Below are 12,484 nucleotides of genomic sequence, written 5' to 3' on the forward strand. Positions count from 1 at the left end.
TCAGTTCACTCCATTTTTGTTTTCTCATTCGTTTGTTGTTGTGCTTGGATGATTTGCCCTTCGAAAGCATTTACGAGTAAATTTTCGACTGAACCGTCCTTATTTTTTACGAGAAAATGCCAAGTCGGGGTTAATACTTGTGTCGCTTCCATATTGACTAGTGTATGATAGCCTAGCTCCGCCTCCACTTTGGCGCCAGATTTTAAGGCTCCTTTTGAATAAAGGGCTTCTAATGCTTTCAATGCCGGATACACTTCTTCATTGTCGCTAATCGGATCGAATGAGGTGAGCATTGTTTGGTCATATGAAATGGCTTCTCCAGCATCATTTACTTCAAAAACAAGATGGCCACTTTGATTCATAAATAACACTTTACCGTCTATTTTTTGATAATACGTAACGGTTTTTTCTTCTTTATCATACTTCCAAAAGCTATAATTTTCACCGTTAAGGACATGGGAATAAACAAAATCATTTAATTCAATAAAGTCCTGTTTTTCATTAACGACAATTGGCTTATTGAGTATCACATGAATTGTGGCTCCATCTTCCGTAATCTCGATTTTATCTTCTATTTTCGCTAGTTCTTCGTTTGTAAAGACCTTTGTATTGGCGCTCATGTAATGATCTTTCACGACATCCTTCGGCAGGTTATTGTATTGAATGTCCGCTTTTAAATTTTCTTCTACTGATGCGTCACTTTTCATTTCAAATTGCCTAGTCTTTGTCATTAGCTGAGAAAAGAGGAAAATATCAAGGATGAGGAATGCGATAATAAAAATTGATTTTATTCTATTCCAATCCACCCATATCCCCCCTCTTGTCATCCAGATCATAACGAATCCAAGAACCACCATAGAGGTAATACCAGGAAGGTTCAAGATCAATTACATCTGTAAGTTCGGTGCTCTTCGAGAGTTTATAGCCAATTAGCATCGACTCAAACATTTCGGGTTTGAAATTTGGATCCTTTAGTAATTTATTCAATACCGATTCACCAGAAGGTAGCACTTTTTCTATTCTTCCTGGTAATTCTATGTTTACTTTAATCGAGAAATAAGGACGCTTATAACGGTAAATTTCTTCGTTCCCCCAATTTAGGAGAATACTTGTCATCCCTTGCTCGTTGAAAATGGGGAAATTATTTTTAAATAATTGAAAGATCGTTTTCTTTTCATACAAGGACATATTAAAGTAGCGATAATTACCCGTCCAGCCCCAATGCTCATTGACAAAATCAATGCTTCTTTTCAAGACATCACTATTGCTGTAAGGAGTTTCAGTAACGGTCTCCATTCCTGGATTAATATACTCAATCATATTCGTTGTAAAATCCACATTCATGAGACTTCTGTCATCTGTATATTTTTCTCCAGCAGAATGTATGTCGTCTCTTCTCACTTTCGCTGGATCTCGAAATAAGGCAGCTTTAAATTTTTCAGGGCTGAAATACTCTATTGCATATTGATTGATGGACATTTGTTTTTCTTTGGCTGTTACATAAATCGTCCGCATTTTCTCTTCTGGTCCTTTTATTTCCATGGCTGTGTATTCGTCGTATACATTCTTTTTTGCTCTCGTGTCGTTCAGTAGTGTAGCAACTCTTTCTGCATTCACATTGCTTTTGTATTCTCGCCCTTCACTTGTCGAGATAAAGGAAACAGACGAACCACCTTTTCCATCACCATCTAAGTCAATGACAATTCGATCAAAAGATGCGTTCGGAAGTACATCCCCTTCAAAATGGAGGATCCCTTTATACAAATCAAAAGGGACTAAATCGGGAAACGTAATTTCAACCCGATTACCCTTATCTGGATGTGATAATTCCTCTATTTTTTCCGGATTGAGGATTCTCGCACCACCAAGGTTATAAATGTTCCACGTGCTCATTTGTGATAATATGCTATTAATATCCTCATCGTACACTGTTCCAAAAACCTCATCATCTATGTCAAAAAGCACCTTTATCGGCTTGATGAGTTGTGCAGCATCCTTTTGATCCGCAATCGAGATTTTATGGACGTATTTCGTGTCCGGAAACTCGTATTTAGGCTTGTATGTCCATAAACTCCAAGTCAGAAAGATACTTAAAGCTACGAGCACGGTCAACGCTATTGACTTAACTGTTTCATATCTCACAGCCAATCATCCTCTTGTCCAGGGTCATAAGGCAGGGTGAATAAAATCGTCGTCCCTTTTCCTTCCTTGCTCTTCGCCCAAATATCGCCCCCATGGGCTCCTATCATTTCTTTCGCGATGGCCAGACCTAGACCAGTTCCTCCAAGCTGTCTCGTCCTTGCGCGGTCAACGCGATAAAAACGTTCAAAGACTTTTTGTATATTTTCTTTTGGAATTCCAATTCCTTGGTCACTGATGCTAACTTCAATTTTGTCATCCAGTACTTTTATCCGGAAGGTGATGGTGCCTCCTTCTGGCGAATACTTCAGCGCATTAGAGATGATGTTATCAATAACTTGTGTAAGCTTGTCCTCATCAATTTCCACAAAAACGGCTTCTTTAGGAAATAGTCTTCGGAAATTTACATTGCGCTCCTTCGTCATTTCAAAGCGATCGATGATGTAATTGAAGAATGTGACGAAATCGACCCATGTCGGGTGAATGTCAAAATTTCTTCTATCCATCTTGGAAAGCTGCAATAAATCATTAACGAGGCGAATCATTCGTTCCGTTTCAAGCTGCGTGATGCTTAAGAATCGAGGTCCGAGCGAATCATCTTTCATCGCTCCATCTTTTAACGCCTCTAAATAACTTCTCATTGTCGTTAGTGGAGTCCGCAATTCATGGGATACGTTCGAAACGAAGTCCCTGCGCTCCGCATCCAGCTTTTCCTGCTCCGTTACGTCATGAAGTACAACAATTAGTCCGTTCACAAATCCGGTTTCGCGCTGAATGACGGACATATTAGCCCGTAAAATTAAATGGTTTTCAGGAGTGCTGTAATCTAGGATAAGTGATTCTTTTTCCTCAAGCAGCTCCTCAAACGTATAATCTTCGTTTAGATCGAGCAGTTCTGTGATCGGTTGAGAAATGACTGTTTCACGTGAAACGTCCAGCATTTCAGCCGCTCGTTCATTGATTAAAATGACCTTTCCTTTCCGGTCTGTCGCAATAACCCCGTCCGTCATATACGAGAGCACGGATAAAAGCTTACGCCTCTCTCCTTCAGTCATCGCCTGCGATTCCTGCAATTTTTTCGTCAAGTTATTAAAGGAATAAGCGAGTTGTCCAATCTCGTCGTTCCCGTACACTCGGACCTTTCTCGAGAAGTTCCCTTTTGCCATTGCGGTCGCTTGCCGCCTCATATCAGAAATCGGTCGTGTAATCATTCTTGCGAGCACTATCCCAAGAATCGCCGTAATGAACATCGCAATAACAGTTCCTGTTATAAAGATGCTATTGATTTCATCCATTTGTTGGAAGACAGTCTCGATGTTGGCAACAATATAAATGGCGCCAATTACTTCGCCGGCTTGTTTGATTGGAGAGGTCAACACCCAAATACGACCTTCGGAATGTTTATCAAAGTAGATTTTATCTTCTACTTCTCCCTCGAGTGTTCTTTTTACCAAAATATCGGTCGACTTTTGCCCAACGAGCGCTGCATTGCTCGGTTCAGATGTCCCAATAATGACGCTTCTTTTATTAATGATGCGCACTTCAGAAATATCATTTGCGGAAAAGTCGAAGAGAATCTTTTTAATATCTTCTTCTAACGGAAGGGCGTCTTCGGCTGAACGATCTTTTACCATTTCTTCACGAATATTGTATTCAAGTAATGGCAGGCGGCCTTCTATTCCTTTTTGAAAGTTCGCCACGAGCTGATCTTCTAGCTTTCCGACAAAATAAACGCCGATGATCTGCATGGCAATCATGATTAATAAGACATAGATCAACACAAATTTAATGTGTATCGACCTGAAAAAGCTTACTTTTTGCATGTGCTTACTCCTGTTCAGGTGTGCGTAAGTAGTAGCCTACTCCCCTTCTCGTTACGATCCAGTTTGGATGGCTAGGATTATCTTCAATTTTTTCACGTAGACGTCTTACGGTTACGTCAACTGTACGCACGTCTCCAAAATAATCATAGCCCCATACGGTTTGCAGTAAATGCTCCCTTGTCATTACTTGGCCGATGTGCTTCGCCAAATAGTGAAGGAGTTCAAATTCACGATGGGTAAGCTCAATCGTCTCCCCATTTTTTGATACGACATATGCGTTAGGATGGATCGTTAAATTCCCAACGGTAATCTCACTGTTTTCGTCTTCATCTGATTGCTGAGCAACCTGTGCGTGACGGCGCATATTCGCTTTCACACGCGCAATCAATTCCCTCGTACTGAATGGCTTTGTCACATAATCGTCCGCACCAAGCTCAAGCCCCAGTACTTTATCAATTTCCGAATCTTTTGCGGTCAACATGATGATCGGCATTTCGTATTTTTTGCGCACTTCCCTGCACACTTCCATGCCGTCGCGGTTCGGAAGCATGATATCGAGCAAGATCATATCCGGCTTAAATTCTTCAACGAGCTTCAATGCCTCGTCCCCGTCATATGCACACTGCACCGTAAAACCTTCTTTTGTAAGATTGAACTGAAGAATGTCTGCAATTGGCTTTTCGTCGTCAACAACAAGTATCTTTTTATCCATGGCCACTTTTCCCCTTTACAAATAATCTATTTATGTGAACGTAGTCTGATTTTACACTTAATCTCTTTAATTTTAGCATAAGAAAAGAGACAGGTCCAAGGAAGCTTTGCCCTTTAGATTCTGTCTCTTTAATTATGTTTCGGCTTCTTGAATCATGCTTTTAAAAAAAGCTTTGTGGATTTCGGAGCTGTCCATTTTGATATACTTCAAAATGAAGATGCGTTCCAGTTGAATCCCCAGTACTTCCCATCACGCCTATGGCAGAGCCTTTTTCAACTCTCTGTCCGACTGATACACCAATCGATTTTAGATGAGCATATACAGTACGGTAGCCGTTTTGATGGTCGATGACAATTTTATTGCCGTAGCCACCATTATTCCAGCCTGCTTCTACGACAACTCCATTGTCGGCTGCTTTGATCGTGTAGTTGCTAGGTCTTGCGATGTCGATTCCTTTATGCATGGTACCCCAGCGTTGACCCATTCCACTTGAAACGTATCCGCCATTCGTTGGCCATGCAAATTTGCCGGTACCTCTTGACGGAATCACTTTTGTTCCTTTGATTGTAATCTGCTTCACAGGATTTTCAAGCACTGTTTCTTTGATTACTTCTTTATTCGTCTGTTGACCATTAACTTCTTTGACTTTATAAACAAATGCGGTTTTCCCGCTCTTACCTTCTTGCTTAATCTTCGTTTCGCCTTTTGGCATTGAGTTGTCTTCAACGACTTCTCTTTCAAACGGAACGGTATCTTCTTGGTATTTCTCGCGCTCTACGACGACATGAAGAAGTGGTTTCGTTACAACTGTATTCAATTCTTGCCCAATTTGAAGGATGGAATCTTCCGTAATCCCTTTATTCAGTTCTTTCAACTGTTTCAAGGTCAAGTCATATTTTTCCGCAATGAGTTCAAGCGCCTCGCCTTTTTCGACGACATGCTTTTTCTCTTCAAGCGTCCCTTTTTGCAAGAGTTTCACTGCATCTTCATAAGATAAGACGTTTTTCGGATCCGCTTTTTCCTCTTTGAAAAAGAATGGTTCCTCAATCGCAACATTCAGTACACGAGTTTCGTCTTTTTTAATTTCTGGAAGTTTTTCTTTTGAAGCCTCTAGCATGTTTACGAAGGATAAGTCTTTCGCAGAAACGTATTGCAGTTTTAACTCGTTAATAACCTGCTCCGCGTCTTTGCTGTCTTTGACATAGGCGATCGCTTTACCATCTACCATAACAGCTGTAGCGGCAGCTTTGACAGTCGCCAATTCTTCAACTTGTTTAAGGACGGCATTGTTATCTGCATTTGATCGAAATACTTGCTCAGATATATATGTAAGTTTGTTTCCTAGTTGTAAGTTGAAGTCCTTATAATTATCTTGTTGTGCGTGAATTAGTTTTTCGACAGCATTTTCGATTACGCTTTTATTCGACACTGTTCCTACATATTGGTCGTCCATATACACGTGAAATACTGTTTCGAGTTTTGTCTCAGCAGCAACAGATGATGAGATCATCATAAAAGCGCACAGAAACACCATGCATTTCAGCAAAAGCCTAGATGTTGCGCTCTTCCTGGGCAGCTGATTAACTCCCTTATTCATTTGTTTTCCCCCTAAAAATTAACTTCCTGCATCATTTTTTAGTATGTATAGTAGGTATTTAGTTGCAGAGTCAGTTTACTGCTTTTTACTTTAACATATAAATCTTTCAAAATGAGACAATGTGAAACAATGTAATATAATTGTATAAATGTTGTCATTTCAGGTGGAGAAAGCATGAATATAGAGCCAACAAACCCTTTATTCACAAGACCTTACACATTTTTATAGTTAAATAACTGAATTTTTCGTCATGTTACATTCCTAAGTAATTTATATTACAAAATTGTTACGACAATGTGTTTTTAGACATGACATTGGCTTTATCCAGTTTTTTCTTATGATATTTGTAGTAACGTTTTTATTACATTTTCCACCAAACGAAAAAAAAGCACCACGAGAGGCTACGTCATCGCAATACTTTTTGTGGGAATGGTGGCTCGGGACGGAATCGAACCGCCGACACAAGGATTTTCAGTCCTTTGCTCTACCGACTGAGCTACCGAGCCATATTAAGTTTTAGTTCCGCTTACGTTGATCCGATTGTCCTTCGTCCCCAACTCAGTGGGGTTAGGCAAGAGGGGATTCGTTGGATACGGCTGCTTAACGGAATCAGGGATGTTTACCTCCGTGCTCTACCAACTGAACTACCAAAAATTTACTCTTTACTCCTTTTATACTCTTCTAAGAGTACTTCCAAACCCGGAAATATTCGATAGGTTGTTACTACATTTAACCAATTTCGTTACTTTTAGAGATGATAAAAATAATATTATCATAAACTTTTAATAGTAGACAACATTTTACGACAAAAATTTCTCACTTTCGACAAAACTATTATCCTGATTCTTTTATCCTATTTTTTGCATCTATCATTCTACGCCTTTAGTCTAACTGCTCCTCGATGTTCATATGATGATAATAAGGGAAAAGACTATTATCTTCTATTTTTATCTTTGAAACGGGGTTGCGAAATGAATAATTGTGCAATCGTAATACCAGCACTGAACCCAACCGAAGATTTGCTTGAGTATGTACAGTCTTTACTAAAAGAAGGCTTTCCCCAAATCATTGTCGTCAATGATGGTAGCTTTGAAGAGTTGACGCCTATCTTCATGCGTTTAAGTAGAATTGAAGAATGCAAAGTGTTGACACACCCTATCAATAAAGGAAAAGGAAGAGCGTTGAAAACAGCCTTTCGCTATCTTTTGGAACAAAATCTATCCTTTTCAGGCGTCATCACAGTTGATGCAGATGGTCAACATTCCATTGAAGATGTTTGTAAAATAGCAAAGACATTAACAAATATCGATCAAGGACTCATATTGGGGGTTCGTAATTTTAACGATTCTGATGTTCCTGCTCGAAGTAATCTTGGAAATAGGGTGACTAGCTTTATTTTTCATCTCCTTTTTAGAAGGAGGCTCAAGGATACTCAAACAGGTTTAAGAGGAATTCCGAAGAAGGAACTACGTTGGATTGTTAAGCTAAAAGGAGAGCGCTACGAATATGAAATCAATATGCTGATCAATGCGGTTAAAAGAGGGCTTAACATCTATGAAATCCCTATCCAAACTTTGTATTTTGATCAAAATGCCAGCTCTCATTTTCAACCTGGAATCGATTCTTGGAGAATTTTAAAAAACATGATTCGAGGGCTATTCCCTTTCAAGGAACAAATAATAGATAGGTGGAAAAGATCTTGAGATTTTACGGACCATTTTTTCGTTTTGTGCGAGCCTTCATCCGTATTTTTTATCGGAGATATTCTGTTTTTGCCCCTACAACTAGCAAAGAGCCGACCGTCTATATTGCCCATCACCAAAACCTCTTCGGGCCTTTTATCATTCTTCTTTCGTTTCCACAACATCTTCACGCATGGATTCTTGATGTATTTATGAATCAGAAAACTTGCTTCAAGCATTATGCAGACTATACTTTTACGAAAAGATTCGGGTGGAATCGGATGCTGGCCAAACTAATTGCCTGGCCGATTTCTTTTTGCATCTCTAAACTATTAACCTCCGGACGCAGTATTCCTGTTTATCGGGGATCAAAAAAAATAATAAAAACGATCGAGTTAAGTGTAGACGTACTGCAAAAAGGAGAAAGCATTGTCATTTTTCCAGATATTGATTATCAGGATGCATCTTCTGAAACGAAGAATATGTACGATGGGTTTCTCTATTTGGAAAAATATTATTATCGAAAAACGGGTCAGCATGTTTGTTTTGTGCCTCTCTACGCGAGTAAAAGAAGTCGTTTGATCATTACAGGAGAGAAAATTATTTTTTCTGGTAAGGAAGACTTTCTTTCAGAAAGAAGAGTGGTCCTCCAAAAAATAAAGGACAACTTGAATAAGTTGGCCTCTATATGTGGGGATACTTGACTTTTTATAGTTGTGATTTTGATCTTTAGGTGTTCATTTTTACAAGAATTTAAGATTCCTTAATAATCTCCTATATCTTCTTGAAAGATTGTTTTGCCGTCTATATATACTGAATAAATCATAGTATTCTCTAATGGAGAAATCTCTTCAACTGGATTCCCTTCAAGATGGAGTTCAGATACTTCAATGTTTTTTAAAGGAGAAACATCTTGAATTTGATTATTTGAAAGATTTAGCGTATTTGCCTGTTGAATCCCCTGTAAGGAAGGTAAAGTTTTAATTTTATTATTAGAAAGATCAATGAATCCCTCATAGGAGGTTTTTACATTTTGTAACGGAGAAATATCTTCAATTAAATTATTTGAAAGATCCAAATAACCGATTTCTTCAAGTTCACTTAAACCTGCAATATTTTTAATTTGGTTATTCGAAAATATTAATTCCAACCCTGTATATTTAAAAAGAGGAATATTTAAAGGGATTTCCTCTATTAAATTATCATCAAATTCTACACGTCCTATACCTATTGGCACCACCTGCAAAGGTGTTATATCTTTAATTTTATTTTTATTAAGATTGACTTCACCTAAATTTGGTATGTCTTTTAAAGGTTCTATATTCTCAATTTGATTGTTCGAAAGATCCAATTTATATAGTAATTCTAAATTTTTTAACGGTGAAAAATCTTCAATCGCATTATTCCTAAAGTCTAGTTCTTCTAAATTAACCGCATACTCGAGTCCTTCTAAACTTTGTATTTTTCTTTTTTTCTTTTTACCATTATAGGATAATTCAGTGAGACTAGCTAAATCGTGTTTTGTTGGGAATGTAGGATCCATTTCTTCTCCTTCACCCGATGAAAAGTCTGCAAAGATCAACTCTCTTAGCACTTGATCCTTGATAACACTATTATTAATAATTTCTTTTTTTAGAGCAGGTTTTGTTTCTTTATCAACGGTATGATTCTTACTAGACTCCACTTTTTCTGTAGTTGCATCTTTTGACGTATTGCCACAACCTGTACTTAGAAAAATCGTACTTATAATTGCGATCATTAAAAATTTGAATTGCTTCATGTTGTAAGACCCCCTGGTGTATAGTAAAGTTTTTCCATGTAAAATATTACTATTTTTCTAGTATATTTTCAATACTTACATCCATTATGAGCCTTGTCATTACATGCGGTGAACGTGAAATATACCGAAAAGCAGGTTTAGAAATAATCTCTCTCCTCTTGTTTTTTTATTCATCCCGGTACCACATGCTTCGTCTAATAGGTGAGGAAGACTTTCTTCCAGAAAGAAAAGCAATCCTCCAAAAAATAAAGGACAACTTGAATAAGTTGGCCTCGATATGTGGGGATACTTAACGTTTTTCGTCGGATTCACACTCAGCAGCTCGTTTCAATAAAAGCTCCTGCTCGCGGACATTCCGAGTCATCGACGCAGCCTTTTCAAATTCTGTACGAGCTTCCTCGAATCGTCCCAGCTTCATCAGAAAATCCCCTCGTATGCTCGGCAAGAGATGGTATTCCTTTAATGAAGGCTCCGTACTTATCTCGTCGACAATTTGCAATCCATAGGCCGGACCAAATGCCATCGATATCGCGACCGCTCGGTTTAATTCAACGATTGGAGAGAGCATGACCATCGCTAACGCTTCGTATAGTGCGACAATGCGAGTCCAATTCGTTTCCTCTGCCGTACGCGCCTGAGCATGGCATGCAGAAATGGCAGCCTGCAACGTATATGGACCAAGAGTACGTCCAAGTTTTTGGCTGCGTTCTAGCGCCGCTAATCCACGGCGAATAAGCAACTGATCCCACTTCGCACGGTTTTGATCCATTAGCAATATGGGTTCTCCCGTGGGGCTAACACGGGTTTTAAGCCGCGAAGATTGGAGCTCCATTAAGGCAACTAATCCGTGGACTTCTGGTTCATCCGGAATGATCTCAGCGATGATCCTCCCTAGCCTGAGTGCTTCCTGACAAAGAAGCGGACGAATCCAGTCGTCCCCGGAGGTAGCCGAATATCCTTCATTAAACATTATGTAAATGACTTTAAGCACTGCTGACAGACGGGCATTTAATTCCTCACCTGTTGGCACCTCGAAAGGTATGTTAGCAGAACGAAGGGTCCTTTTCGCTCTGACAATCCTTTGAGCAATGGTTGATTCAGATGTAATGAATGAACGAGCTATTTCATCCGTTGTAAGACCGCAAAGTAAACGCAATGTCAAGGCGACTCTTGCTTCTTGTGAAAGTACTGGATGGCATGTCATAAAAATGAGACGAAGGAGATCGTCATCAATCTCCTTGTCTATTGCTGGGTCTACGTCATCCTCTGTATATAAATCCCGGTTATAGGCCAATTCTGCATACTTCTGATCACGCAGCTTATTTCTGCGTAAAAAATCTATCGCACGCCTTTTTGCCGTAGTCATCAACCATGCACCAGGTTTTTCTGGAATACCTGTCTCTGGCCATCGCTCAAGCGCGGTCACCAAGGCATCGTGCGCCAGGTCTTCAGCCAAACCCACATCCCGAACCATTCGTGTTAAAGCAGCAATAAGCTTCGCTGATTCCATCCGCCATATGGCATCAATCTTTCTTTTAGTATCAGGCATTGTCACTTTTGATTTTGCTCCTCAACTTGTTTGCGTAATGCTTCTTCTTTCGCTATCAATTCAGGATTGTCCGTTAAATCCGCCGCTTCAAAAACCTGCCTTAACTCTATCTCGCCCTGTTCAACTCCGGGGGCATCCGGCATGCGCAGTGCCCATTCAATCGCCTCTTCCCTAGATTTAACATCAATTAAATAATAACCTGCGATTAACTCTTTCGTTTCAGTAAAAGGTCCGTCTACAATTTTGGGACTGCCACCTGGTTCTGGATAAGAAATTCTGATTCCCTTAGAACTTGGATGTAAACCATCTCCGGCCAGTAAAACTCCTGCTTTTACCAATTCCTCGTTATACTTCATCATCGCATCGATAAGTTCCTGGCTCGGCAGTACTCCTGCCTCTGTTTCTGACGTTGCTTTTACGATCATCATAAATCTCATTCTTACTGCCTCCTAATTTTTTGTTGAAACTTCGTTTTCTTTCTATTTATACAACGATCGGAATTAGACTAAATCGACACAACTTAAAACATTTATTTTAAAATTTCTTCCTCTATAGAAAAAGTTCCTGCAAATAAAAACAGGATAATTAGTATCAGGCATCGTCACTTTTGTTTCTGCTCCTCAACTTGCTTGCGTAATGCTTCTTCTTTCTCAATTAATTCAGGATTATCCGTTAAATCCTCCGCCTCAAAAACCTGCCTTAACTCAATCTGGCCTTGTCCAAATCCGTGTGGATCCGGCATGCGCAATGCCCATTCAATTGCTTCTTCCCTAGATTTAACCTCAATGAGTGTATAACCAGCGATTAATTCTTTCGTTTCAGTAAAAGGTCCATCCACAACTTTTGGACTTCCTCCTGGCTCCGGATAAGAAATTCGGATTCCCTTCGAACTTGGCTGCAAACCATCCCCAGCCAGCAATACTCCTGCTTTTACCAATTCCTCATTATACTTCATCATGGCATCAATAAGCTCCGGGCTAGGAAGCATCCCTGCCTCAGAATCTGTTGTTGCTTTTACGATTATCATAAATCTCATTTTTATTGCCTCCTAAATTTTTTTGGTGAAGCTTCATTTACGGCTTCTATTTATACAACGAATTGAATTGGACTAAATCGACACAACTAAAACTTTTATTTTAAAATTTCTTCCTTTAGTGAAAAAGTTCCTGCAAACTAACAGGATAATATAATCTTTTTATGGA

General features: G+C 39.3%; 11 protein-coding genes and 1 tRNA gene. 2 read left to right on the plus strand and 10 right to left on the minus strand.

Translation table 11 applies throughout. The annotated features are described in order from the left end of the window. Positions 1 to 5: 5 nt before the first annotated feature. From KHA97_RS15480 to KHA97_RS15505, 6 genes are all read right to left on the minus strand, one after another. On the minus strand, positions 6 to 806 hold the full coding sequence (locus tag KHA97_RS15480) for a two-component system regulatory protein YycI (protein WP_213125598.1): 801 nt from the start codon (positions 804 to 806) through the stop codon (positions 6 to 8). Next, a complete protein-coding gene (locus KHA97_RS15485) occupies positions 793 to 2,142 on the minus strand; it encodes a YycH family regulatory protein (RefSeq protein WP_213125599.1) in 1,350 nt (449 codons plus the stop codon). Before KHA97_RS15485 ends, KHA97_RS15480 begins: the two co-directional genes overlap by 14 nt. Beyond that, a complete protein-coding gene (walK, locus tag KHA97_RS15490) occupies positions 2,139 to 3,962 on the minus strand; it encodes a cell wall metabolism sensor histidine kinase WalK (RefSeq protein WP_213125600.1) in 1,824 nt (607 codons plus the stop codon). Before walK ends, KHA97_RS15485 begins: the two co-directional genes overlap by 4 nt. Before the next feature lie 4 nt (positions 3,963 to 3,966). Further along, positions 3,967 to 4,674: a response regulator YycF gene (gene yycF, locus KHA97_RS15495; protein WP_213125601.1), complete on the minus strand. Its 708-nt coding sequence runs from the start codon at positions 4,672 to 4,674 to the stop codon at positions 3,967 to 3,969. 160 nt (positions 4,675 to 4,834) lie between these two features. Continuing rightward, a complete protein-coding gene (locus KHA97_RS15500) occupies positions 4,835 to 6,271 on the minus strand; it encodes a M23 family metallopeptidase (RefSeq protein ID WP_213125602.1) in 1,437 nt (478 codons plus the stop codon). 430 nt (positions 6,272 to 6,701) lie between these two features. Beyond that, positions 6,702 to 6,777 (minus strand) — tRNA-Phe (locus KHA97_RS15505). A gap of 465 nt (positions 6,778 to 7,242) precedes the next feature. Here KHA97_RS15505 and KHA97_RS15510 point away from each other — a divergent pair. Both KHA97_RS15510 and KHA97_RS15515 read left to right on the plus strand, forming a co-directional pair. Further along, entirely contained in the window at positions 7,243 to 7,974 is a 732-nt protein-coding gene (locus KHA97_RS15510; protein ID WP_213125603.1) for a glycosyltransferase family 2 protein, read from the plus strand. Then, the gene (locus KHA97_RS15515) at positions 7,971 to 8,657 is read left to right on the plus strand and encodes a lysophospholipid acyltransferase family protein (RefSeq protein ID WP_233713501.1); all 687 of its coding nucleotides are present in this window, start codon (positions 7,971 to 7,973) and stop codon (positions 8,655 to 8,657) included. Before KHA97_RS15510 ends, KHA97_RS15515 begins: the two co-directional genes overlap by 4 nt. Before the next feature lie 59 nt (positions 8,658 to 8,716). Here the strand turns inward: KHA97_RS15515 and KHA97_RS15520 are convergent, their stop codons facing one another. The 4 genes from KHA97_RS15520 to KHA97_RS15535 all read right to left on the minus strand — a co-directional run bounded on the left by KHA97_RS15520 (position 8,717) and on the right by KHA97_RS15535 (position 12,318). Next, positions 8,717 to 9,733 (minus strand): leucine-rich repeat domain-containing protein, encoded by a 1,017-nt coding sequence (locus KHA97_RS15520; protein WP_213125604.1) that lies wholly within the window; start codon positions 9,731 to 9,733, stop codon positions 8,717 to 8,719. Between the two features lie 289 nt (positions 9,734 to 10,022). Beyond that, positions 10,023 to 11,282: an RNA polymerase sigma factor gene (locus tag KHA97_RS15525; protein WP_233713590.1), complete on the minus strand. Its 1,260-nt coding sequence runs from the start codon at positions 11,280 to 11,282 to the stop codon at positions 10,023 to 10,025. A gap of 2 nt (positions 11,283 to 11,284) precedes the next feature. Continuing rightward, positions 11,285 to 11,719 (minus strand): YciI family protein, encoded by a 435-nt coding sequence (locus tag KHA97_RS15530; protein ID WP_213125606.1) that lies wholly within the window; start codon positions 11,717 to 11,719, stop codon positions 11,285 to 11,287. A gap of 164 nt (positions 11,720 to 11,883) precedes the next feature. Continuing rightward, the gene (locus KHA97_RS15535; RefSeq protein ID WP_213125607.1) at positions 11,884 to 12,318 is read right to left on the minus strand and encodes a YciI family protein; all 435 of its coding nucleotides are present in this window, start codon (positions 12,316 to 12,318) and stop codon (positions 11,884 to 11,886) included. Positions 12,319 to 12,484: the final 166 nt, after the last annotated feature.

Source organism: Lederbergia citri, from assembly GCF_018343625.1.
Taxonomy (GTDB): domain Bacteria; phylum Bacillota; class Bacilli; order Bacillales; family Bacillaceae_C; genus Lederbergia; species Lederbergia citri.

Coding starts and splice junctions, on each gene's coding strand:
- walK (WP_213125600.1), bottom strand. CDS start 3,962: ATGCAAAAAGTAAGCTTTTTCAGGTCGATACACATTAAATTTGTGTTG.
- yycF (WP_213125601.1), bottom strand. CDS start 4,674: ATGGATAAAAAGATACTTGTTGTTGACGACGAAAAGCCAATTGCAGAC.
- KHA97_RS15500 (WP_213125602.1), bottom strand. CDS start 6,271: ATGAATAAGGGAGTTAATCAGCTGCCCAGGAAGAGCGCAACATCTAGG.
- KHA97_RS15510 (WP_213125603.1), top strand. CDS start 7,243: ATGAATAATTGTGCAATCGTAATACCAGCACTGAACCCAACCGAAGAT.
- KHA97_RS15520 (WP_213125604.1), bottom strand. CDS start 9,733: ATGAAGCAATTCAAATTTTTAATGATCGCAATTATAAGTACGATTTTT.
- KHA97_RS15525 (WP_233713590.1), bottom strand. CDS start 11,282: ATGCCTGATACTAAAAGAAAGATTGATGCCATATGGCGGATGGAATCA.
- KHA97_RS15530 (WP_213125606.1), bottom strand. CDS start 11,719: ATGAGATTTATGATGATCGTAAAAGCAACGTCAGAAACAGAGGCAGGA.
- KHA97_RS15535 (WP_213125607.1), bottom strand. CDS start 12,318: ATGAGATTTATGATAATCGTAAAAGCAACAACAGATTCTGAGGCAGGG.